Annotated in this window: 16 protein-coding genes; 9 read left to right on the top strand and 7 right to left on the bottom strand. The window is 73.2% G+C overall.

What is annotated here, in order from left to right; all coding sequences use genetic code 11:
• Positions 1-708: 708 nt before the first annotated feature.
• The 7 genes from Ani05nite_RS16975 to Ani05nite_RS16945 form a co-directional block, all read right to left on the bottom strand.
• On the bottom strand, positions 709-1815 hold the full coding sequence (locus Ani05nite_RS16975) for an acetate/propionate family kinase (RefSeq protein WP_203769404.1): 1107 nt from the start codon (positions 1813-1815) through the stop codon (positions 709-711).
• Positions 1812-3932 (bottom strand): phosphate acetyltransferase, encoded by a 2121-nt coding sequence (gene pta / locus Ani05nite_RS16970; protein WP_203769402.1) that lies wholly within the window; start codon positions 3930-3932, stop codon positions 1812-1814. The genes Ani05nite_RS16975 and pta overlap by 4 nt, the downstream gene beginning before the upstream one ends.
• A gap of 81 nt (positions 3933-4013) precedes the next feature.
• Positions 4014-4769, bottom strand: coding sequence for an AAA family ATPase (locus Ani05nite_RS16965; protein WP_239130081.1), 756 nt, complete (start codon positions 4767-4769; stop codon positions 4014-4016).
• 4 nt (positions 4770-4773) lie between these two features.
• Positions 4774-4953: a DUF6104 family protein gene (locus Ani05nite_RS16960; protein ID WP_203769400.1), complete on the bottom strand. Its 180-nt coding sequence runs from the start codon at positions 4951-4953 to the stop codon at positions 4774-4776.
• A gap of 59 nt (positions 4954-5012) precedes the next feature.
• Positions 5013-8756, bottom strand: a complete 3744-nt coding sequence (locus tag Ani05nite_RS16955; RefSeq protein ID WP_203769399.1) for a multifunctional oxoglutarate decarboxylase/oxoglutarate dehydrogenase thiamine pyrophosphate-binding subunit/dihydrolipoyllysine-residue succinyltransferase subunit — start codon at positions 8754-8756, stop codon at positions 5013-5015.
• Positions 8757-8903: 147 nt separating this feature from the next.
• On the bottom strand, positions 8904-9734 hold the full coding sequence (locus Ani05nite_RS16950; RefSeq protein ID WP_203769397.1) for an ABC transporter permease subunit: 831 nt from the start codon (positions 9732-9734) through the stop codon (positions 8904-8906).
• Positions 9731-10648, bottom strand: a complete 918-nt coding sequence (locus Ani05nite_RS16945; RefSeq protein WP_203769395.1) for an ABC transporter ATP-binding protein — start codon at positions 10646-10648, stop codon at positions 9731-9733. Before Ani05nite_RS16945 ends, Ani05nite_RS16950 begins: the two co-directional genes overlap by 4 nt.
• A gap of 154 nt (positions 10649-10802) precedes the next feature.
• Between Ani05nite_RS16945 and Ani05nite_RS16940 the strand changes: the two genes are divergently transcribed.
• The 9 genes from Ani05nite_RS16940 (at position 10803) to Ani05nite_RS16895 (ending at position 23752) form a co-directional block, all read left to right on the top strand.
• On the top strand, positions 10803-11567 hold the full coding sequence (locus Ani05nite_RS16940) for a GNAT family N-acetyltransferase (protein WP_203769393.1): 765 nt from the start codon (positions 10803-10805) through the stop codon (positions 11565-11567).
• The gene (locus Ani05nite_RS16935) at positions 11564-12307 is read left to right on the top strand and encodes a lysophospholipid acyltransferase family protein (protein WP_203769392.1); all 744 of its coding nucleotides are present in this window, start codon (positions 11564-11566) and stop codon (positions 12305-12307) included. Before Ani05nite_RS16940 ends, Ani05nite_RS16935 begins: the two co-directional genes overlap by 4 nt.
• Before the next feature lie 67 nt (positions 12308-12374).
• A complete protein-coding gene (locus Ani05nite_RS16930; RefSeq protein WP_203769391.1) occupies positions 12375-13091 on the top strand; it encodes a response regulator transcription factor in 717 nt (238 codons plus the stop codon).
• Between the two features lie 13 nt (positions 13092-13104).
• Positions 13105-14661, top strand: a complete 1557-nt coding sequence (locus Ani05nite_RS16925; RefSeq protein ID WP_203769406.1) for a sensor histidine kinase — start codon at positions 13105-13107, stop codon at positions 14659-14661.
• A 79-nt stretch (positions 14662-14740) separates the two neighbouring features.
• A complete protein-coding gene (locus tag Ani05nite_RS16920) occupies positions 14741-16396 on the top strand; it encodes a trypsin-like peptidase domain-containing protein (protein WP_203769390.1) in 1656 nt (551 codons plus the stop codon).
• Between the two features lie 209 nt (positions 16397-16605).
• Positions 16606-19782 carry a cyclic nucleotide-binding protein gene (locus Ani05nite_RS16915; protein ID WP_203769389.1) on the top strand — a complete coding sequence of 1059 codons (3177 nt, stop codon included), beginning with the start codon at positions 16606-16608 and terminating at the stop codon, positions 19780-19782.
• Positions 19783-20088: 306 nt separating this feature from the next.
• Entirely contained in the window at positions 20089-21006 is a 918-nt protein-coding gene (locus Ani05nite_RS16905; protein ID WP_203769387.1) for a hypothetical protein, read from the top strand.
• Positions 21007-21060: 54 nt separating this feature from the next.
• The gene (locus tag Ani05nite_RS16900; RefSeq protein ID WP_203769385.1) at positions 21061-22260 is read left to right on the top strand and encodes an ABC transporter ATP-binding protein; all 1200 of its coding nucleotides are present in this window, start codon (positions 21061-21063) and stop codon (positions 22258-22260) included.
• 79 nt (positions 22261-22339) lie between these two features.
• Complete coding sequence (locus Ani05nite_RS16895) at positions 22340-23752, top strand: chitinase (RefSeq protein ID WP_203769384.1); 1413 nt, start codon at positions 22340-22342, stop codon at positions 23750-23752.
• Positions 23753-24262 lie beyond the last annotated feature (510 nt).

Raw genomic sequence — 24262 nt, 5'->3', positions numbered from 1 at the left:
GCCTGCGCCGCCCGGCCCGCCTGCGCGCCTGCGCCGCCCGGCCCGCCTGCGCGCCTGCGCCGCCCGCCCGGCCCGCCTGCGCGCCTGCGCCGCCCGCCCGGCTGCCTGCGCGCCTGCGCCGCCCGGCCGGCCCTGTCTTCCTCCCGCGCCTGGCTGGCCCGGCTGTCTGCGTCGCCCGGGCTGTCTGCGTCGCCCGGGCTGTCTGCGTCGCCCGGGCTGTCTGCGCCGCCCGGGCTGTCTGCGTCGCCCGGGCTCTCTGCGGCGCCCGGGCCGCCTGCGCCGCCCGGCCCGCCTGCGTCGCCCGGGCTGTCTGCGGGCCTGCGCCGCCCGGCCGGCCCGGCCCGGCCCGGCCTTCCTCCCGCGCCTGGCCGGCCCGGCTGTTTGCGTCGCCCGGCCTGCTCAGTCTCCCTGCCGCGCCTGGCCGGCCCGGCTGTTTGCGTCGCCCGGCCTGCTCAGTCTCCCTGCCGCGCCTCGCTGGCCCAGCTGTCCGCGTCGCCCGGCCAGCTGGCGCCCCTGCGCCACCCGGCCTGCCCAGTCTCCCTGCCGCGCCCGGCCGACCGGCCGGCCCGATTCTCCGCGCCGCCCACACCGCGTGCCCGCACGCCAAACGCCGCCCACCCCGCCCGGTCCCAGATCCGGCCGCTTCCAAAGCTCCGGCGGACCGGCCCAGCACCGCCCCGACCCCGCCCCCGCCCGGCCGAGCCCGGCTCAGTCGCGGAGTTGCTCCGTCACCTGCTGGGCGATCTCCAGCTCCTCGTCGGTGGGGACCACGCACACCGCCACCGGCGCCCCGTCCGGGGAGATGATGCGGTCGCCGCGCTCGTTGCGGGCCTCGTCGATCGTGATGCCCAGGGCCGACAGGCCGGCCAGCGACGCCGTCCGGACCTCCGGCGAGTGCTCGCCCACCCCGGCCGTGAAGGCGATTGCGTCCGCCCCGCCGAGGATCGCCAGGTACGTTCCGACGTACTCCTTGATCCGCCGGCAGTACACGTCGAAGGCCAGCGTCGCCGCGGGGTCGCCGGCGGCCCAGCGGTCCTGCACCGTGCGCATGTCGTTGTCGCCCGCCAGGCCCTGCAGGCCGGCGAAGCGGGTCAGGGAGCGTTCGATCTCGTCGATCGGGAGCCCGGCCACGCGGTGCAGGTGGAAGATCACGGTCGGGTCGATGTCGCCGCTGCGGGTGCCCATCACGAGCCCGGGCAGCGGGGACATGCCCATCGACGTGGCCACGCTGCGCCCGCCCTCGACCGCGCAGGCGCTCGCGCCGTTGCCCAGGTGCAGGGTGATCACCTTGGCCCGGTCGGCGGGCAGGCCGAGCAGCTCGGCGGTCTGGCGGGCCACGTACGCGTGCGAGGTGCCGTGGAAGCCGTAGCGGCGGATCTGCCAGCGTTCGGCCAGCGACGCGTCGATCGCGTACACCGCGCCCTCGGGCGGGATCGTCTGGTGGAACGCGGTGTCGAAGACGGCGACCTGGGGGACGTCGGGCAGCAGCTTGCGGGCCACCGCGATGCCGCTGAGCGCCGCCGGGTTGTGCAGCGGCGCGAGCGGGACCAGGCCCTCGATCACGGCGAAGACGTCGTCGTCGATGACGGTGGCCTTGCGGAACTCGCTGCCGCCGTGCACCACCCGGTGGCCGACCGCGTCGAGCCCGTCGAGATCCACCGAGGCCATCACGCGTTGCAGCGCCGCCTCGTGGTCGGCGGCGTCGCCGCCGGACTCGCCGATCCGCTCGATCAGGCCCTTGGCCAGGGTGGTCGTGCCGTCGAAGAGGCGGTACTTGACCGAGGAGGAGCCGGAATTCAGGACCAGGATCTTCATGAGGCGGCCGGGGCCGAGCCGGCCGGGACGGCCTGATCGAGGGTGGGCTGCACCGACGCGGCCTGGATGGCCGTGATGGCCACGGTGTTGACGATGTCCTTGACCGTCGCGCCGCGGGACAGGTCGTTGACCGGGCGGCGCAGGCCCTGCATCACCGGCCCGACCGCCACCGCGTTGGCCGAGCGCTGCACGGCCTTGTAGGTGTTGTTGCCCGAGCTGAGGTCCGGGAAGACGAAAACCGTCGCCTTGCCGGCCACCACGCTCTCCGGCAGCTTGGTGGCCGCCACTGTCGGATCGATCGCCGCGTCGTACTGGATGGGACCCTCCACGGGCAGGTCGGGGCGGCGTTCGCGGACCAGTTCGGTCGCGGCGGCCACCTTCTCCACGTCGGCGCCCGTGCCCGAGCTGCCGGTCGAATAGGACAACATGGCCACGCGCGGCTCGATGCCGAACGCGGCCGCCGTCTGCGCCGACGACAGCGCGATGTCGGCGAGCTGGGCGGCGTCCGGGTCCGGGTTGACCGCGCAGTCGCCGTAGACCAGCACGCGGTCGGCGAGCAGCATGAAGAACACGCTGGACGCCACGGACACCTCGGGCACCGTCTTGATGATCTCGAACGCGGGCCGGATGGTGGCGGCGGTGGTGTGGTTGGCCCCGGAGACCATGCCGTCGGCGAGCCCGGTGGCGACCATCATCGTGCCGAAGTAGTTGACGTCGCGGACCACGTCGTACGCCAGATCGAGCGTCACGGCTTTGTGCTTGCGCAGCTCGGCGTACCGCTTGGCGAAGTCGTCGCGCCATTCGCTGGTGGCCGGGTCGACCAGCCGGGCCGCGCCGATCTCGACGCCGAACTCGCGGGCCCGTCGGGCGATCTCGGCCGGGTCGCCGAGCAGGGTCAGGTCGGCGACGCCGCGGCGCAGCAGGGTCTCGGTCGCCCGCAGGATGCGTTCGTCGGTGCCCTCGGGCAGCACCAGGTGCCGGCGGTCGGCCCGGGCCCGCTCGATCAGGTCGTTCTCGAACATCAGGGGGGTCACCCGCCCGGAGCGGGTGACGTCGAGCAGCCGGATCAGCTCGGCGGTGTCCACGTGCTTCTCGAACGCGCCGAGCGCCGCCTCCACCTTGCGCGGGGTGGCCGCGCTGAGCTTGGCCTCGATCCGGCCGGCCGCGCTGATCGTGTGGTAGCTGTCGCTGCGCACCACCAGCATCGCCAGCCCGGTGTTGAGCCGCTCGATGACCCGCACGGCGCGCGGATCGGGGAACTCGCCGATGGTCAGCACCAGGCCGGCCAGCGTCACGCTGCCGGCGGCGTGCGCGGCGCTCGCGGCGACGAGCAGGTCGGCGCGGTCGCCCGGCGTGATGATCAGCGCCCCGTCGGTGAGGTGGTCGAGCACGGCGGGCACGTGGGCCGCGCCGACGAGGTAGTCCAGCACGTCACGGTCGAGCGCGGCCTCGCCGCCCATCACGACGGTGGCGTCGAGCGCCGCGGCGACCTCCGCGACGGTCGGGGCGGCGATGGTCGGGATCTCGGGGATGGCCCAGACCGGCACCGGCAGCCCGTTGGGCGGGGTGCCCCCCGGGGGCACCCGGTTGACGATCACGGCCAGCACGGTGGCGTTCAGATCGGCCAGGGAGTGGTACGCGGACCCGACCGCGGCCTGGAGATCGTTACGCCGGCCCTGCCCGCCCACGACCGGCACCACCACGCTGCCGAACTCGTTGGCCAGCCGCGCGTTGAAGGCCAGCTCGCGGGGCAGCTCGTCGTGGCCCTCCTCCTGGCCGTCGGTGAAGTCGCTGCCGATCACCACCACGGAGGCGCACTGCCGCTCGACCTCACGGTACCGCTGGACGATGCGCGAGATCAGCTCCTCGCGCTGGCCGGCGGCGACGAGCGCGGCGGCGTCGGCCGCGGTGACCCCGAACGACTGCTCGTACGGCACGGCCACCGGGTAGCGGGTGGTGAGCAAGGTCAGCAGCGGGTCGTCGCCGTGGCCGTGCACCAGCGGACGGAAGACGCCGATCCGGGCCACCCGCCGGGACAGCAACTCGACCAGCCCCAGTGCGACTGTGCCCTTACCGACGCCGGGACCCACCCCGGCCACGTACACGCTGCTCGCCACGCCCTCAACCTACCGGCCGGGCGGGCCTCCCGCCCGGGGTCGCACGACCCTGTGGACAACGGTCCTTCGGCCCGTGTGGATCTAGCTCATCCGCCCGTCCGCCGGCGGCCGGCCGGGTAGCAGCGCGCGCAGGTAGGCGTCCGGGCGGTCCAGGAAGCCCCGCCAGTGCGTGACGATCTCCAGCTCGTCCCAGGCGGCCTTGCGGATGCCCCGGGCGTCCAGCTGGAGGATGGTCGCGCCGGGCAGCGCGGTCAGCAGCGGCGAGTGGGTGGCCACCACCACCTGCGCGCCGGCGGCCCGCAGGTCGTCGAGCCGGGACAGCAGGCCCAGCGTCGAGGCGAACGACAGCGGCGCCTCGGGCTCGTCCATCAGGTAGAAGCCGTAGCCCCGGAACTTGCGGTCGAGCAGCTCGAGGAAGCCCTCGCCGTGGCTGCGGTCGTGCAGGTCCTGGTCCGGCCCGCCGGCCAGCCCCTCCAGGTACGTGTAGAGCCCGTGCATGGTCTCGGCGCGCAGGAAGTACGAGTTCACCGCCCGTCCCGGCGTACGGATCACCCGCAGCACGGAGCCGAGCGGCGCCTCGGTGGCCCGGGTGCTGTACCGGGCGGAACGGGAGCCGCCCTCGGGGTTGAGCCCGTGCACCGCGGCCAGCGCCTCGATCAGCGTGGACTTGCCGGAGCCGTTCTCGCCGACCAGGAACGTCACGCCGGCCGGGATGTTCAGGCCGTGCTCGAGGACCGCGGCGACCGCCGGGATCCGGGCCCACCAGGCGTTCCGGTCGATCTCGGCGCCGGCGTCGGCCTCGACCCGCCGGATCGGCCGCGGCTCCCGGCCGAGCACCGCCCTAGTCCTCGTCGTCCTCGTCGTCGCGGGCCAGCCAGGTGGCGAAGCGCTCGATCGCCGTCTCGAACTCGGGATGCGCGTCGACGAAGTTCTTCAGCTGGTCGCCGACCCACTCCAGGGTCACGGACTCCTCGCCGCGCCGCTCGACCAGCTCCTCGATGCCACGATCGGTGAAGTACATGACCGGATAGTAAGCGGGGGCGCCCCGCCGCAGCGGAGCGCCCCCGGTGTCGCATCGGGTCAGGGCCGGGGCAGGGCCGCCTCGACCAGCGCGTTCTGCTCGGCGTCGTGCAGCTTGGCCGAGCCGACCGCCGGGGCCGCGGCGGCGGGCCGCGAGATCCGGCGCAGGCGTACGCCCTCGAGGTGCTCCAGCAGGTTGAGCGCCACGAAGGACCAGGCGCCCTGGTTGGCCGGCTCCTCCTGCACCCAGGCGAAGTCCTCCGCGTTCGGGTACTTGGCCAGCTCGGCCTTCAGCTCCTCGACGGGCAGCGGGTACACCTGCTCCATCCGGACGATCGCCGTGTCGGTGAGGCCGCGCTCGGCCCGGGCCTGGAACAGGTCGTAGTAGACCTTGCCCGAGCAGAGCAGGACCCGCTTGACCGCGCCGGCGTCCAGCGGCGTGCCGTTGAGCCCGGCGTCGCCGATGATCGGCTGGAACCGGCCGGTGGTGAAGTCGGAAACCGACGACACCGCCAGCTTGTGCCGCAGCAGCGACTTCGGCGAGAAGACGACCAGCGGCTTGCGCTTGGGCGACAGGGCCTGGCGGCGCAGCAGGTGGAAGTAGTTCGCCGGGGTGGTCGGGTTGGCCACCCGCATGTTGTCCTGGGCGCACAGCTGCAGGAACCGCTCCGGGCGGCCGGACGAGTGGTCCGGGCCCTGGCCCTCCTGGCCGTGCGGGAGCAGCAGCACCAGCGACGACTGCTGGCCCCACTTCACCTCGCCGGAGGAGATGAACTCGTCCACGATCGACTGGGCGCCGTTGACGAAGTCGCCGAACTGCGCCTCCCAGAGCACCAGCGCCTCGGTGTTCTCGACCGAGTAGCCGTACTCGAAGCCCATCGCCGCGTACTCGCTGAGCAGCGAGTCGTGCACGAAGAAGCGGGCGTTGCCGGTGGCCAGCGTGGACAGCGGCAGGAAGTCGTTGCCGGTGTTCGCGTCGACCAGGGAGGCGTGCCGGGAGACGAACGTGCCGCGGCGGGAGTCCTGGCCGGCCAGGCGTACGGTCACGCCCTGGCTCAGCAGCGAGCCGAACGCGATGAGCTCGCCCATGCCCCAGTCGATGCCGCCGTCGGCGGACATCTTGGCCCGCCGGTCCAGCAGCTGCTGGACCCGCTTGTGCGGGGTGAAGCCCTCGGGCAGGTCCAGGTGGGCCTGGCCGACGGCGCGCACGCCGGCCGCGTCGATCGCGGTGTCGACCTGCGGCTCCGGCTCGTCGGTGGCGGACCGCTGGGCCCGGGGGGCGGAGCCGGCGCTGTCCCGGGTGGCCTTGAAGACCTTCTCCAGCTGGGACTGGTAGTCGCGCAGCTGCTCCTGGGCGTCGTCCACGGTCAGGTCGCCGCGGCCGATCAGCTCCTCGGTGTAGAGCTTGCGGACCGAGCGCTTGGTGTCGATGATCTTGTACATCCGCGGGTTGGTCATCGACGGGTCGTCGCCCTCGTTGTGCCCGCGGCGGCGGTAGCAGACCAGGTCGATCACGACGTCCTTGTTGAACGCCTGGCGGTACTCGAACGCCAGCCGGGCCACCCGGACGACGGCCTCGGGGTCGTCGCCGTTCACGTGGAAGATCGGCGCCTGGATCATGCGGGCCACGTCGGTCGAGTAGAGCGACGAGCGGCTGTACTCCGGGGCGGTGGTGAAGCCGACCTGGTTGTTGACCACCACGTGGACCGTGCCGCCGGTGCGGTAGCCGCGCAGCTGGGACAGGTTCAGCGTCTCCGCCACCACGCCCTGACCGGCGAACGCGGCGTCGCCGTGCACCAGCAGCGGGAGCACAGTGTAGCCGTGCAGGCCCAGGTCGAGGCGGTCCTGCTTGGCGCGGACGATGCCCTCGAGCACCGGGTCCACCGCCTCCAGGTGCGAGGGGTTGGCCACCACGCTGACCGTCGTGGCGTTCTCGCCGTCCGGCGTCGTGTACTTGCCGGTCTGGCCCAGGTGGTACTTGACGTCACCGGAGCCGTGGGCCGACTTCGGGTCCATCTGACCCTCGAACTCGTTGAAGATCTTCTCGTACGGCTTGCCGACGATGTTCGCGAGCACGTTCAGCCGGCCGCGGTGGGCCATGCCGATGACCATCTCGTCGAGCCCGGCCTCGGCCGAGGCCTGCAGCACCTCGTCGAGCAGCGGGATCAGCGACTCGCCGCCCTCCAGCGAGAAGCGCTTCTGCCCGACGTACTTGGTCTGCAGGAACGTCTCGAACGCCTCGGCCGCGTTCAGCCGGTTGAGGACGTGCTTCTGCTCCTCCGGGTCCGGCTTGGTGTACTTGATCTCGATCCGGTCCTGGATCCAGCGCCGCTCCTCGGGGCCCTGGATGTGCATGTACTCGATGCCGACCCGGCGGCAGTAGGTGTCGCGCAGGACGCCGAGCACGTCGCGCAGTTTCATCTTCTGCTTGCCGGCGAAGCCGCCGACCGGGAAGGTGCGGTCCAGGTCCCACAGGGTCAGCCCGTGCTGGAGCACGTCCAGGTCGGGGTGCCGGCGGATCTCGAACTCCAGCGGGTCGGTGTCGGCCATCAGGTGGCCGCGGACCCGGTACGCGTGGATCAGCTCGACCACCCGCGCGGCCTTGTCGATCTGCCCCTCGGAGGTCCGCGCCACGTCCCGCACCCAGCGCACCGGCTCGTACGGGATCCGCAGCGAGGTGAAGATGTCGTCGTAGAAGGCGTGCTCGCCGAGCAGGAACTCGTGGATCGCCTTGAGGAACTCGCCGGACTGCGCGCCCTGGATCACCCGGTGGTCGTACGTGCTGGTCAGCGTGGTGACCTTGCTGACGCCGTGCTCGGTGAGCGTCTCGTCGGACATCCCGGAGTAGGGCGCCGGATACTCCATCGCGCCGACGCCGATGATGGCGCTCTGGCCGGCCATCAGGCGCGGGATGGAGTGCACGGTGCCGATGCCGCCGGGGTTGGTCAGCGAGATCGTGGTGCCCGCGTAGTCGTCCATGGTCAGCTCGTTGCGGCGGGCCCGGCGGACCACGTCCTCGTACGCCTGCCAGAACTTGCGGAAGTCCATCGTCTCGCAGTTCTTGATGGACGGGACCACCAGCGTGCGGGTGCCGTCCTTCTTGGCGAGGTCGATGGCGATGCCCAGGTTGATGTGCTCGGGCTGGACCATGGCCGGCTTGCCGTCCACCTCGGCGAAGGAGTTGTTCATCTCCGGGTGCGCCATGACCGAGCGGACCAGCGCCCAGCCGATCAGGTGGGTGAAGCTGACCTTGCCGCCGCGCCCGCGGGCGAGGTGATTGTTGATCACGATGCGGTTGTCGACCAGCAGCTTGGCCGGGACGGCGCGCACCGACGTCGCGGTGGGCACCTCCAGCGAGGCGTCCATGTTCTGCACGATCCGGGCGGCGACGCCGCGCAGCGTGGTGACCTTGGCGCCGTTCGCGGCGGCCGGGGCCGCCACGGGCTTGGCCGGTGCGGGCTTGGCCGCCGCGGGCTTCGCCGGCGCCGGCGCGGCTGCCGGTGCGGGCTTGGCCGGCGCGGGCTCGGCCGGGGTCGCCGGCTTCTCCGGGGCGATGGTGCCGGCGGCGGGAGCGTCGGTGCCGGCCTTGGCGGCGGTGGCCTTCGCGTTGGCCGCGGTGGCCTCGTCGGGCGTCGCGATCGAGCCCGAGGCCATCGCCGGCTTGTAGTCGGCGAAGAAATCGTGCCAGGCCGGGTCGACGCTGCTCGGGTCGGCCAGGTAGCGCTGGTACATCTCGTCGACGATCCACTCGTTCGGACCGAAGTCCGCGAGCGGATTCTCATGCGAAGTCTGCTGGGTCGACACTTCCGTGTTCGCCTCTTTCACCAAGTTGTCAGCACGCGACGTTCGTCACACGGGACGGAAAGGAAATCGCCGTCAAGGCTACGCCGTGGGATTCGTCCGACCATCCGGACGTCCGGTCTGTGACCAACTTCGGGGTGCGCAGGCGACTCAGGCGATGTCCCGTCGTCTCATCAGCCAGGTGCCCAGGCCGCCGGCCACGGCGGCGTAGCCGATCAGCACCGCGGCGCCGACCCAGCGGGGCGGGTTGCCGGGCAGTTCGGTGCCGGCCACCATCAGCTGCGACGCGAGCGGCGGGACCAGCACCTGGAGCTTGCTGAACCACTCGCCGATCCGCGGGGTGAGCAGGAAGAACAGGATCGAGGCGCCGAAGTAGCCGAGCACGTAGCCGGTGCTCAGCGCGATGGTGGCGCCGACCTGGCTGCGGATCAGCACCCCCGCGCCCACGCCGAGGACCGCCCACAGGACGTAGGCCAGCCCGTTCAGCCCGATCGCCCGCCAGATCGCCGGCTCGCCGAGCTGCGGGCCGACGTCCAGCGCGTTCAGGATCAACGGCACGAAGATCAGGTTGAGCAGGCTCGTGACCAGCCAGAAGCCGATGCCGAGCAGCGTCGACGCGATCAGCTTGGCGAGCACCACGGAGGTGCGGCGCGGGGTCACCAGGAAGGTGGTGGTGGCGGTCTGGTGGAAGAACTCGTTGGTGACCACGATCGCGGCCAGCAGCATCACCATGAGCACGCCGAAGAACTGCCCGCTGGTGTAGAGGTTCGACGCCACGTTGACGGCCTCGTTGGCCACCCGGATCTGCTCCGCCTGGTCGGGGGAGAGGCCCTGGTCGGCCGGGTCCACGCCGGCGTTGATCGAGCTGCCGGCCCAGTTGGTCAGCAGGGTGGCCGCCCACAGGGCGAGCGTGATGAGCCCGAGGACCCACCAGGTCGAGGTCGACCGGATCTTGAAGAGCTCCGCCTTGACCAGCTTCATCGGATGCCCGCCTTTCCGGCAGTCAGTTGCAGGAAGACCTGCTCCAGGTCGGCGCGCTCACCGGTCAGCTCGTGCAGCTCGACCGAGTTGGCGAAGGCGGCGTGCCCCACGGCCGCCGGGTCCAGCCCGGTGACCAGCAGGGCGCCGTCGGGCAGCGGGGTCACCGTCGCGCGGTGCTCGGAGAGCGCCGCGGTCAGCTCGGCCACCTGCGGGGTGCGGACCCGGACGTGGGCCGTGCCGGCCATCGAGCCGAGCACCTCGTCGACCGGGCCCTGCCGGATCAGCCGGCCGGCCGCGATGATCACCACGTCGTCGGCCAGCTGCTGCATCTCGCCGAGCAGGTGGCTGGAGACCAGCACCGTCCGGCCCTCGGCGGCGAGCGTCTTGAGCAGGTCGCGCATCCAGCGGATGCCCTCCGGGTCGAGCCCGTTGGCCGGCTCGTCCAGGATCAGCACCCGCGGGTCGCCCAGCAGCGCCGCGGCGATGCCGAGCCGCTGCTTCATGCCCAGCGAGTAGCCCTTGAACTTGCGCTTGGCGGCCGGGGTCAGGCCGACCCGGGCGAGCGCCTCGTCGGCCGCCTCCCAGGGCAGCCCGGCCGCGGTGCAGATCATCCGCAGGTGGTTGAGGCCGGTGCGGCCCTTGTGCGCGCTGGACGCCTCGAGCACCGCGCCGACATGGCGGATGGGCTGCTCCAGGTCGGCGTAGCGGACGCCGCCGAAGGTCGCGCTCCCGGCGGTCGGGGCGACCAGGCCGAGCAGCATCCGCAGGGTGGTCGTCTTGCCCGCGCCGTTGGGGCCCAGGAAGCCGGTGACCCGCCCGGAGTGCACGGTGAACGAGAGGTCGTCCACCGCCCGCAGCGTCTTGTAGTGCTTGGTGAGGTGGGAGACGACGATCTCCTCGGACCCGGCCGTCACGTTTGCTCCCCACTGATCGACTGGGGGCTCAACCTACCGGCTGGCGGCAATCCCGGCTGCCCCGCGGGTGGCGCAGGGAGCCGTTCACGTGAGCGTCATCCGGAACAGGCTGGCGCGACACGCCGTCGGCAGACGCGAGCCCTACACAGATCCCATGACGGTACTGATGACCGCCGCCGCACCCACCGGGACCAGCGGCTACTCGCTCCTCATCGCCGGCGACGCCGGTCAGGTCGCGGCCGCGCAGCGGCTGCGCCACGACGTCTTCGCCGGCGAACTCGGCGCCACGCTGCGCGGCGCCACCCCCGACGGCCGCGACGTCGACGAGTTCGACGACTTCTGCGACCACCTGATCGTCCGGGACGACGCGACCGGCCTGGTGGTCGGCACGTACCGGATGATGACCCCGAAGGCCGCCGAGCGCGCCGGCCGCCGCTACGGCGACGGCGAGTTCAACCTCAGCGGGCTGCGCCCGCTGCGCGACCAACTGGTCGAGACCGGCCGCTCGTGCGTGCACCCGGACCACCGCTCCGGCGCCGTGGTCAACCTGATGTGGGCGGGCATCGCCCGCTACCTGCACCTGAACAACCTGCGCTGGCTCGGCGGCTGCGCCTCGGTGAGTCTGGCCGACGGCGGCGCGACCGCGGCCGGCGTCCGGGCCCGGATCGTCGCCAAGCACCTCTCGCCGCCCGCGCTGCGGGTCCAGCCGCGCCGGCCGTGGCTCGCCCCCGGCGCGCCGGTCGGCGACCCCCGGACGCCGGTGCCGCCGCTACTCAAGGGCTACCTGCGGCTGGGCAGCTGGGTCTGCGGCGAGCCGGCGTACGACCCGGACTTCGACTGCGCGGACTTCTACGTGCTGTTCTCCATGGACCGGATGGACCCGCGGTACCGGCGCCACTTCCTGGGGGCGACCCGATGAGCTCGACCATCTGGCAGCCGGCGTCCGCGTGCGGCCCGCAGTGCCGCCCGGCCGGCGCGGCCGCCGTGCGCGCCGGGACGACCGTCGTGCGGTTGGCGGCGCTGGTCGGCGTACTGCTCAGCGCTCTGGTCCTGGTGCCGCTCCTGCGGCACGCCGCGGCCCGGGCCGTCTCGCGCGGCATCCTCGCGGCCCTGGGGGTCGAGCTGGTGTGGCGGGGCCCGGCGCCGCGGCCGGGCAGCCTGCTGGTGGCCAACCACGTCTCCTGGCTGGACGTCGTCGCGCTGCTCGCCGTGACGCCGGTCCGGCTGGTCGCCAAGCACGACGTGCGGGCGTGGCCCGCGGTGGGCGCGCTGGCCGCGCTGACCGGGTCGATCTTCGTGGACCGGTCCCGGCCCAAGCGGCTGCCCGCGACGGTGGCCGAGGTCGCCGCCGCGCTGCGGGCCGGGTGGTCGGTCGCGGTCTTCCCGGAGGGTACGACGTTCTGCGGCGCCGAACGGGGGCGTTTCCGGCCCGCCGTGTTCCAGGCGGCGGTGGACGCGGGCGCCCCGGTCGTGCCGGTCGCGATCCGGTACGGCACCCCGGACGCGGCCTTCGTCGGCGACGACACCCTGTGGTCCTCGGTCCGCCGGGTCGCCGGCCTGCGCGGCCTGACCGTGACGCTGGTCGGCTCGCCGGCGTTGCGCCCCGAGCCCGGTGCGGACCGGCGGGCGCTGGCCCGGGCGGCCCGCATGACGATCTAGCCACCTCACAGAAAACTTTCAGGCACTGTGCAGCACGGGCGCAGCGACCTGGACGAGGATGGGGGGCATGGCCGCCACCCAGACCCAGGGAAAGCAGAGCGAGGCGAAGCTCCTCGTGGTCGAGGACGACGCGAACATCCTCGAGCTGCTCTCCGCCAGCCTGCGCTTCGCGGGGTTCGACGTCAGCACCGCCACCAGCGGCAGCGCCGCCGTCAGCGCGGCCCGGAACGCCACCCCCGACCTCGTCGTCCTCGACGTCATGCTGCCCGACCTCGACGGTTTCGAGGTCATCCGGCTCATGCGCGAGGGCGGCGCCCGCACCCCGGTGGTCTTCCTGACCGCCCGCGACGGCACGGACGACAAGATCCGCGGCCTGACGCTGGGCGGCGACGACTACGTGACCAAGCCGTTCAGCCTGGAGGAGCTCACCGCCCGGATCCGGGCCGTGCTGCGCCGCACCACGGCCGGCGACGAGGAGCCCTCGCGCCTGGTCTTCGCCGACCTCGAGCTGGACGAGGAGACGCACGAGGTCTACCGGGCCGGCCAGCGGGTGCAGCTCTCGCCGACCGAGTTCAAGCTGCTGCGCTACCTGATGCTCAACGCCAACCGGGTGCTCTCCAAGGCGCAGATCCTCGACCACGTGTGGAAGTACGACTTCCGCGGCGACGACAACATCGTCGAGTCGTACATCTCCTATCTGCGCCGCAAGGTGGACAACGTGCAGCCGCGGCTGATCCACACCCTCCGCGGCGTCGGCTACGTGCTGCGCAAACCCGCGGCATGAGCCGACCGTGTCCCTGACCCTCGCCGACCGGGTCCGCAGCCACGTCCCGGAGACCAGCCTGCGGCGCGTGCCGCTGCGTACCAAGCTGGTCGCCGCCGTGCTGGTGCTGGTGTTCGCGGCGCTGTCGCTGATCAGCGGAGCCAGCACGTACGCGCTGCACAGCTACATGATCACGCGGCTCGACGTGAACCTGGTGCGGTTCACCGAGACCCTGGAGACGCTCAAGGGCAACGAGACGATCCTGCTGCCCGCCGACTACTACGTCTACGCCACCACGGTCGACGGCATCGGCGACCCGGACGACCTGCACGTCGACCGCAAGCTCCAGCCCGGCCAGCTGCCCCCGCTGCTCAAGGGCCTGAACGAGGTCAACAAGCACGCCAACAAGCCGTACACGGTCCGGTCCGAGGACGGGACCGTGGTCTGGCGGATGCTGGTCACCTACGTCAACGGCGGCACGGTGCTGCACATCGGCCAGCGGCTGCGCGGCATCGACGAGGCGATCACCCGGCTCATCTGGGTCGACGTCCTGGTCGGGGCCGGGGTGCTGTTCGCGCTCGCCGCCGTGGGCGCCGCCATAGTGCGGCAGAGCCTCATCCCGCTGGTGCAGATCGAACGGACCGCGGCGGCCATCGCGGCCGGCGACCTCACCCAGCGCGTGCCCGATCCCGAGCCCGACGAGGGCGAGCCCAAAACCGAGCTGGGCCGGCTGTCCCGCGCCCTGAACGCCATGCTGGCCCAGATCGAGGCCGCCTTCACCGCCCGGGCGCTGTCCGAGACCGCCGCCCGCGCCGCCGAGTCGCAGGCCCGCGACGCCGCCGAGGCCGCGCAGATCTCCGAGTCCCGGGCCGTGCGCTCGGAGCAGAAGATGCGGCAGTTCGTCGCGGACGCCTCGCACGAGCTGCGCACGCCGCTGACCTCGATCCGTGGCTTCGCCGAGCTGTACCGCCAGGGCGCGGTCGGCAACCCGGAGGACGTCGCCAAGCTGGTGCGCCGCATCGAGGACGAGGCCGCACGGATGGGCCTGCTCGTCGAGGACCTGCTGCTGCTGGCCCGCCTGGACCGGGAGCGGCCGGTCGAGCTGGCCCCGGTGGAGCTGCCCGTGCTGGCGATGGACGCGGTGCAGGCCGCGCGGGCCACCGCCCCGGACCGCCGGATCGAGCTGGACGTGCGGGAGTCGCCGGAGAAGCTGGTCGCGTACGGCGACGACGCCCGGCTGCGCCAGGTGATCGGCAACCTGATGACCAACGCGCTGGTGCACACCCCGCCGGACGCCTCGATCACGCTGTCGCTGTACCCGGAGTCGGGCGGGCGGGCCGTCATCGAGATCGCCGACACCGGTCCGGGGCTGGCGCCGGATCAGCGCGAGCACGTCTTCGAGCGCTTCTACCGGGCCGACGAGGCCCGGACCCGGCACACCGACCGCGCGGCCACCGGCACGGGCCTGGGACTGGCCATCGTGGCGGCGATCGTGCGGGCCCACCACGGCGCCGTGGAGGTGCTCAGCGAGCCCGGCCAGGGCGCGACGTTCCGGGTGACTTTGCCCGCTCTGGAGCCGGACGAGTCCTGAACAACCGGGCACCCCATTCACAGAAAACGTCCAGGGCCAGCACAGGTGAGTCGGAGCGGGCGGGGGAAAGGTAGTCGGCATGAACGAGTACGAGACCGACCCGCAGCGGCACGAGAGCTCAGCCTCCGACGAGCAGTCGCACCGGCCCGCGGACGCCTCGCCCGCGAGCAGCAGCCCGGAGCGGGGACAGTCCGACACCACGGCCCAGCAGCCCACGCTGAGCCAGCCGGCCGCCCCCCAGTCAGGCGCTCCCCAGTCCGGCGTCCCGCAGTCCGGCGTCCCGCAGTCCGGCGTCCCGCAGTCCGGCGTCCCGCAGTCCGGCCCCCCTCAGCAGCAGCCCGGCGGCTGGCTCGCCTCGCCGTGGCAGCGCGGCGGCCAGCACCCGCCCCAGCAGCACCCCGGCCAGCAGCATCCGGCCCCGCCGCCGCCGTACGGCCAGCAGCCGTACGGTGCGGGCCACCAGCCGTATCCGGGCCAGCCGCAGCCGCCGTACGCCTACGCCGCCCAGCCCCACCAGCAGTACGCCAACCACGGTGCGCCCGGCCAGCCCGGCCAGTGGACGCCCGGCGCCGGCGTACCCCCGCAGTCGGAGGCCCCGGCCTGGGCCCAGGCCGTCGGGACCGACCAGCGCGACCCCGCGCGGACCGGCCGCGGCCGCAAGATCTTCGTGGCCGGCGCGGCCGCGGTGCTCATCGCCCTGGGCGCCGGCGGCGTCGGCGCGGCCACCGCGCTCGCGTTCGACGACGACAACGCCGCCACGACCGTGCAGACCTCCGACGCCTCGGTGAACCGGGTGGTCGACCGCTCCTCGCTCGCCCAGATCGTCTCGGCGGTCAAGGACAGCGTCGTGTCGATCACCACCCAGACCGGCGAGGGCTCGGGCGTGGTGATCAGCGCGGACGGCTACATCGTGACCAACAACCACGTGGTGGCCACCGCCACCGGCGACACGGTCACGGTCATCTTCGCCAACGGCAAGAAGGCCCAGGCCAAGATCATCGGCACCGACCCGCGGACCGACCTCGCGGTGATCAAGGCCGACGGGGTCAGCGGCCTGGCCGCGGCCAAGTTCGGCGACAGCTCCAAGATGCAGGTCGGCGACACCGTGCTGGCGCTGGGCAGCCCACTGGGCCTGGAGGGCTCGGTCACCGAGGGCATCATCAGCGCCAAGGACCGCACCATCCAGTCCGGCGGCCAGGACCAGCAGCAGACCCCGCAGAACCCGTTCGGCGGCCAGCAGCAACAGCAGGGCGGCGGCACGACCTCGATGTCCGGGCTGCTGCAGACCGACGCCCCGATCAACCCCGGCAACTCCGGCGGCGCGCTGGTCAACACCAACGGCGAGGTCATCGGCATCAACTCGGCGATCGCGACCTCCGGGCAGAGCTCCGGCAACATCGGCCTCGGCTTCGCCATCCCGAGCAACAAGGCCAAGGACGTGGCCGACGCGCTGATGGCCGGCAAGAAGGTCAGCCACCCGGCGCTGGGCGTCAGCGTCACCGAGGCCGAGGGCGGCGGCGCCCTGGTCAGCACCGTGACCCCGAACAGCGCGGCGGCCAAGGCCGGCCTGCAGCAGGGTGACGTGGTCAACTCGGTGAACGGCAAGGCCGTCAACGACTCCGACGACCTGGTCGCGATCATCCAGGGCGCCAAGGTGGGCGACAAGGTGACGATCGTCTTCACCCGCAACGGTCAGCAGCAGACCGTCAGCGCCACGCTGGCGGAGTCCTCCTAAGAGCCAACCGGCGCCGCTCGGGCCATCGGGCGGCGTCGCTTCCCACGGCGGTGGGTGGTCGTGACCAAGGGGGTTGGTCACGACCACCCACCGCACCTTTATGTTCGACTTGCCCGGATAACTCCCGGAGATCGGCTTAACGGGGGCTCGCCTTCCGCCGGGCTGACCGCCTACTCTCCATTCGCCATAGCGAAGCGGAGAGTTCCCCAGTGACTTCAGTCGAGACCCGGATGAGTGTCTGGGAAGCCCTGGCCGGCCGCGCGCCCGGTGAGCCGCTCGGACCCGCCGACCCCGGGCTCTGGGGCGCGGTCGTCGACCGGCTCAACCCGGCCCGGGCCCGGCCCGTGCTGCGCGCCGGCATCGAGGCCGTCGAGCTGACCAGCGTGCGCGGCACCCCGTACGTGATGCTCCGCTCGCCCGACGACGGCGGCCGGGCCTGCTATCTGCGCCTGACCCCGGACGAGTGGCAGCTCGCGCTGATGATGGACGGCACCCACACGGTCGCCCGCCTCGTCGCCGAGTTCGCCCGCCTGGCCGGCCGGCTCGCCCCCGACCAGGTCCGCCGGGTGGTGGCCGACCTGGCCGGCAACCGGATGCTCGACGAGCTGCCGGTGGACGCGTTCCGTCCGTTGCAGGAGCTCGAACGCCAGCCGCTGCCCAAGCGGGTGGGCAGCGGGGTGCTCGCCGCCGCCCGGGGCCGCCGGATGCTGGTGTTCGACATCGACGGCGCGATCTCGGCGCTCTACCGGGCCGGCGGCCGGTTCCTGTTCACCAAGGTCGCGGCCATCGTCATGGCGGTCTTCGCGGTGGCCGGGCTGGGCCTGTTCGTCGCCACCTGGTGGCGCGGCAGCCAGGCGGTCTTCCTGTCCGGCGGTTCCTACCTGCTCGGCGCGGTCGTCCTGCTGCTGCTGAACCTGCTGGCCCTGGCCAGCCACGAGCTCGGGCACGCGCTGGCCACCAAGCACGCCGGGCGGGAGGTGCCCGCGGCCGGCGTGCTCGTGTACTTCGGCATCCCGTCGGTCTTCGTCGACACCACCGACGTGTGGATGGCCGGGCGCCGGGCCCGGATGCTGGTCACCGCGGCCGGCCCGGCCACCGGCCTGGTCCTGGCCGGCTCGATGCAGCTGCTCGGGCTGGCCGTGCCGGCGCTCGGACCGCTGGCCTTCAAGCTGGCCTTCGCCTGGTACCTCAACGTGCTGTTCAACCTGAACCCGCTGCTCGCGCTCGACGGCTACTACCTGCTGATGGACTGGCTGGAGATCCCCAACCTGCGCGGCCGGGGCATCGCCTGGGTGTCCAGCCGGCTGCGCGGGCGCCCGCCGTCGTGGGCCGGGCTGGACCGGGAGGGCCGCATCGTCGCGCTCTACGGGGTGCTGGCGCTGCTGTGGGTGGCGATCGCGGCGAACCTGGCCTACCGGATCTGGGCCGACCGGGTCTCCGGGCTGGTCACCGGCCTGTGGTACGGCGGCTTCGCGGCCCGGCTGCTGCTGATGCTGGTCCTGCTCGGGCTCTGCGCGCCGCTGGTCTACCTCGCCGTCGACCGGCTAGCCCGCTGGTCGCGGCGGCTGCGCGAGCGGTCCACCGAGAAGCGCCGGGAGGCCGACGCCCCGCGCCGGCTGGCCGCGCTGCGCGCCTCCGACCTGGGCGGACTGCCCGAGTCCGCGCTGGCCGGCCTCGCCGCCCGGGCCCGCTGGGTCCGCCCCCCGTCGGGCACCCAGCTCGTCATGGCCGGCACCACCCAGCAGGCCGTGTACGTCGTGGTCGACGGCGCCGTCCAGGCCCGCAAGCCCGGCGACCCGGGCGGCACGATCCGCCACCACGTCGGCGCCGGCGGGGTGGTCGGGCTGGCCAACGCGCTCACCGGCCGGGCCACGTCGCTGGACTGGCACACGGCCGGCACCACGCTGCTGTCCGTGCCCACGGCCACGGTGGCCACGGTCGTCGGCCCGTTGCCGGGCCCGCCGCCGGCCGACCGGGCGGAGGCCGAGGCGCTGTTCGCCGACACCCCCGCCCTGGCCGGCCTGGCCGGGGACGAGCGGCTCGCGCTGATCGCCTCCGCGCACCCGGTGGACCTCGAGCCCGGCGCGCCCGTCGTGCTCCCGGGGCCGACCCACGCCGTGGTCGTCGAGTCGGGCGTGATCGCCATGCCCGACGGCGTCGAGCTGCGCCGCGGCACGCTGGTCGGCCCGGTCGGCGACGGCATCCCGGGGATGGTGGCGCAGGCCCGTACGCCCGTACGGCTGTGGGTCATCCCGGACGCCTCGGACCTGCCGCCGCTGGTCGGCGCGCCCGGCCAGCTGGCCGGCGGTCCCGCCGGCAGCGGACCGGCCGCCGACGGGGTGCACTCCGCCGGCGTCTACCCGCCGCTGGCGGTGCCGCCCGGCCCGCCCGAGGGCACCGAGGACCCGGAGGTCGACCGCCGCTTCGAGCGCCGGATGTGGTGGCTGGTCCTGCTGCTGCTCCTGCTCGCGTTGCTGCTCACCGGGGTCAACTTCGCGCCCGGCCCGGCCTGGGCCGAGATGCCCACCGACCGCGCGCTGCTCACCGCCGACCGCGGCACGATCACCGCGACGGTGGACGGCCGCCCGGTCACGATCGCGGAGGGCGACCGCCGGTACGTCGACGAGGGCGCCCGGATCACCGTCCCGGCCGAGGCGACCGGCCGGCTGACGTTCCAGGGCGGCTCGGCCACGCTGTTCTGCGCCGGCTCCCGGGCCCAGGTGGGCCGGCTGTACACCGACGCCGGCCGCAAGCGCGTGCCGCACGGCGCCCTCACGCTGGAGGCCGGCCGCCTGCTGGCCGACACGGCCAGCACCAGCGGCGCGTACCAGCCGCTGGCCCTGGCCGTCGCCCGCCCGGGGGGCCTGGTGACCAACAGCGGGGCCTCCTGGTACGCCGCCGAGCCGGACGGCCTGATCGCCGCCACCGGCCGCGTCTACGTCGCGGGCACGCCGAGCCAGCCCACTGGCACCGACCTGAGCTGCGGCGACGGCGTCAAGGTGGAGCCGCCGGCCGGCTCGCCCAGCCCGTCGCCGAGCGACGAGCCGCTGCCCTCGGACCTGCCCAGCGAGGTCACCCCGTCGCCGACGCTGACCACGGCGCCGCCGACCGTGGCGACCACGGCCCCGCGGCCGACGGTCGACCCGGTCGACCCGACCGAGCCGGACGACCCGGCGCCGACCACCACCCGGGCGACGACCCGGCCCCCGACGACGCCGCCCCCGGCCACCACTCCGACCCGGACCCGGCCGCCGACCACCAACCCGACGCGGACGACCACCGCGCCGCCGACCACCACGACGCCGCCGACCACCACGACGGCGCCCAACCCGAACCCCACCACCACGACGACCACCGCCCCACCGCCGCCGGACATCATCGGCTGACGAGGAGAACTCACGTGCTCTGCTGGTTCTGTGCCAAGGCCGCCCGGGGCACCTGCCGGTTCTGCGGTCGGGGGGTCTGCGAGGACCACGCCCGGTTCGGGCCGTACCTCCTTCAGGTGAGCCGTTCGCTGCAGCGGGACCGGGCCGAGGCGCTGGTGGTCGAGGACGCCGTCCAGTGCGGCACCTGTCGGCCCAGGCCACAGCCGGTGCCGATGCCGGAGCTGGACTGAGCGGCCGGGGCCGTCCCGGCAGTCTGGCCACCTCGCCGATGGCGGGCACTGGACCCGGGCTCCTACCGTGGTCGCCATGACTGACTTCGACGCGGTGCTGGAGCGGCTGCTCACCGACCCGTCGTTCCAGGCGCAGCTCGCCGCCGACCCGGCGGGCGCCCTGGCCGGCTACGTCCTGGAGGCCGAGGAGGCCGACCTGCTGCGCCAGCAGGTCGCCGCCGACGCGGGCGCGCAGTCCGCGCTCGTCGAGGACCGGGTCACCAAGTCGAGCACGTTCGGGCTGTTCTCCTCGTTCGGCATCGGCGACGTGGCCGCCTCGGCCGGCCGCGGCCTGTCCGGCCAGGGGTTCGGCGCGGCCCCGGCCGACGGCCCGGCCGATCTCGGCGAGTGGGCGGAGTTCGGCAGCGCCGCGGGCACGGCCGCCCGCGCGGCGGTCGAGCAGCCGGCCACGGAGGGCTTCGGCTCGGCGCCGGAGGCGTGGGGGATGGGCGGCGCCGACATGGCCGCCCACTCCGGCCTCGGTCCGGCGCCGGAGCTGGCCGCCCATTCCGGCCTCGGCCCGGCGCCGGAGCTGGCCGCCCATTCCGGCCTCGGCGCGGCGCCGGGGCTCGCGGAGGGACCCGATCTGGACGGCCTGCCGGCGGTGTCCGGGATCGGCGACGCGCCCCGCAGCGGGCTCGGCGTCCAGGGCGAGGCGCACAGCACGCTGGGGGAGCCCGAGCACCTGGCCCCGCCGAAGGGCTACCACAACCGGGTCGACGCGGACGGCGACGGCCACCTGGACAGGGCGACGTACCGCGGGCGCGAGGACGGCGGCGTGGAGATCCGGGTGGATCTCGACCGCGACGGGCAGGCCGACTTCGTCGGGGTCGACCGGGACCTGGACAACCGGGTCGACTTCGCCGACTACGACAAGGACCACGACGGCGTCTTCGAGAAGCGGATGTTCGACGACGACGGCGACGGCTTCCTCGACCGGACGGTCTGGCAGTAGCCGGGGCCGCAAAGCCCTGGCATTGACGGTCACCGAAGCCCCACCATGGTGGGCATGGTGTCCATCGTCGCGCGCGAGCTCACGAAGACCTTCGGCGACGTCGTCGCGGTGCAGGGCATCGACCTGACGGTGACGCCGGGTGAGTTCCTCGTGGTGCTCGGTCCGACCGGCTGCGGCAAGTCGACGCTGCTGCGCCTGCTCGCCGGCTTCGAGGAGCCGACCAGCGGCACGGTGCTGTTCGACGGGGTGCCGGTGACGGAGATCGACCCGCGCAAGCGGGGCATCGCCATGGTGTTCCAGAACTACGCCCTCTACCCGCACCTGACGGTGGCCCAGAACATCGGCTTCCCGCTGCGCGCGGCGCCCGGCCCGGCCCCGGACATCGCGGCCCGGGTCAGCGACGTGGCCCGCACCGTGGGCATCGCCGACCTGCTCAGCCGCTACCCCGAACACCTGTCCGGCGGCCAGCAGCAGCGGGTCGCGATGGCCCGCGCGCTCATCCGGCACCCCGCGGTGTTCCTGCTGGACGAGCCGTTGTCGAACGTGGACGCCAGCGCCCGGGCAGCGCTACGTGGGGAGATCGTTGCGCTGGCCCGGCGGCTGGCGGTGACGACGATCTACGTGACGCACGACCAGACCGAGGCGATGAGCATGGCGGACCGGATCGCCGTGCTGCGGCTGGGCGTGCTGCACCAGGTCGGGCCGCCGGTCGACGTGTACGCGGACCCGGACACCCTGTTCGTGGCCGCGTTCCTGGGCATGCCGCGGACCAGCCTGCTGGAGGCGGCGGTGTACGCCGAGGCCGGCCGGGTGGTGCTGGACCTGGGGTCGCAGGTACTGGAGCTGCCGGCCGGGGACCCGCGGACCGAGCGACTGGCGGAGCACCACACCGAGCGGGTCACCTGGGTGCTGCGGGCGCTGCCGCTGGAGGCGCGGGACATGACGCTGCGGGGCACCGTGCGCTCGGTGGAGAACCTGGGCCACGAGCTGCTGGCCCACGTCGACGTCGGCGGCGTGCCGAGCACCCGGCTGGACGCGCCGGCGCCGGCGCTGAGGTCGGTCGCCGCGAGCACGTCGTACGGGTTCTATCCGGCGTACGACCTGGTCGACGGGCCGCCGACGGGCGAGGTGATGGTCCGGGTTCCGGTGTCGGCGGGGGTGCGGATCGGCGCCGAGCTGGACGTCGGGGTGGGCGCGGCGGACCTGTTGCTGTTCGACCGGGCGGGCCGGCGGATCAGGTTCGCGGCGGCCTGAGAAACCCGCACTGGACAGGAACAGTTAACAGTCCTAATAATTGGCCAACTGTCGATACCCCGACGTGGAGGCCACCCCCATGCGCCGTTCCCTCGTCCTCGCCGTCACGGCTGCCCTCGCGGCCACCGGCTCCGCCGTCTACGTAGCCTCGTCCGCGAGCGCCGCCGTCGCCTGTGCCCCGGCGTGGAGCGCCTCGGCGGTGTACCTGAAGGACAACTCCGTCTCGTACCAGTCGAAGAACTACACCGCGAAGTGGTGGACGCAGGGCGAGGTGCCCACGGCCAGCGGCGAGTGGGGTGTCTGGGCCGACAAGGGCGCCTGCGGCGGCGGCACCACGCCCCCGCCCACCACGCCCCCGACCACCCCGCCCACCACCCCGCCCACCACGACGCCGACCACCCCGCCCACGACCCCGCCGACCACCCCGCCGACGACCCCGCCCCCGACGCAGCCGCCGGTCACCGGGCTGCCGAAACACGCGCTCATCGGCTACCTGCACGCCAGCTTCGCCAACGGCTCCGGCTACCTGCGGATGGCCGACGTCCCCGCCGACTGGGACATCATCAACCTGGCCTTCGGCGAACCGACCAGCGCGACCTCGGGCGACATCCGCTTCACCCTCTGCCCGGCCGCCGAATGCCCCGGCGTGGAGAGCGAGGCCGACTTCATCGCCGCCATCCGCGCCAAGCGGGCCGCCGGCAAGAAGGTGCTGCTCTCCATCGGCGGCGCGAACGGCCAGGTCCAGCTCACCACGACCGCGGCCCGCGACAAGTTCGTCAGCTCGGTCAGCGCCATCATCGACAAGTACGGCCTGGACGGCGTCGACATCGACTTCGAAGGCCACTCGCTGTCCCTGAACACCGGCGACACCGACTTCAAGAACCCGACGACGCCGGTCATCGTCAACCTGATCGCCGCGCTGAAATCCCTCAAGGCCCGCTACGGCGCCACCTTCGTTCTGACCATGGCGCCGGAGACGTTCTTCGTCCAGCTCGGCTACCAGTACTACGGCTCCGGGCCGTGGGGCGGGCAGGACCCGCGCGCGGGCTCGTACCTGCCGGTTATCCACGCGATGCGCAACGACCTGACGGTGCTGCACGTCCAGGACTACAACTCCGGCTCGATCATGGGGCTGGACAACCAGTACCACAGCATGGGCGGCGCCGACTTCCACATCGCGATGACCGACATGATGCTGGCCGGCTTCCCGGTCGCGGGCAACACGGCCAACATGTTCCCGGCCCTGCGCGAGGACCAGGTCGCATTCGGGGCGCCGTCATCGGTGAGCGCGGGGAACGGGTACGTGGGGCCGGCGGGGGTTCAGCAGGCGGTCACCTGCCTGGTGAAGGGCAGCAATTGCGGCGGGTACACGGTTCGCAGCGGGACGAATCCCAACTTCCGCGGGTTGATGACGTGGTCGATCAACTGGGACAAGTTCTATGGGTGGGAGTTCCGTACCAGCCATGAGGGGTTCCTCAACGGACTGGGGTGAGCTGTCCGGCGGTCTTTTTCTCGTACGTGGGTGCATGGTGCTGACCGTCGCTCCCGCCGAATGCGGGGTTCGTGCTTTGTTCTAGTCGGTTCTGGTGAGGGCTTGGGGGCGGGGATGCCCCACTCGGGCGATCAGGCTTGATCCCTGCGTGGGACATCCCTGCCCTCAAGCCCTGTGGTGGTTCGGCTGCGTGCCCCGGGCGGGCGGGTTGGGCGGCCAGATGCTCCGCGCCGCCACCTCGCGTCTCGCTCTGGTTCTCGCCTCGCCTTGTGGCGCGCCGCCTTGCCTTGCCCGGCCTTGCCGCCTTGCGTCGCTCTGCCTGGCGGCCTGGCGGCCTGGCGGCCTGGCGGGCAGAGGGCTGGCGGGCGGGCTGAGCTGAATCTTGTGGCGCCAAGGCCCACGAACCCAGCCGAGCTCATCAAGATCGGTGGGCAGGGGCAGGGGCAGGGGCAGGGGCAGGGGCAGGGGCAGGGGCAGGGGCAGGGGCAGGGGCAGGGGCAGGGGCAGGGG

It is taken from the genome of Actinoplanes nipponensis, assembly GCF_016862275.1.
In the GTDB taxonomy this organism is placed as follows: Bacteria; Actinomycetota; Actinomycetes; order Mycobacteriales; family Micromonosporaceae; genus Actinoplanes; species Actinoplanes nipponensis.
This window is presented reverse-complemented; position numbering and strand designations above follow the sequence as displayed.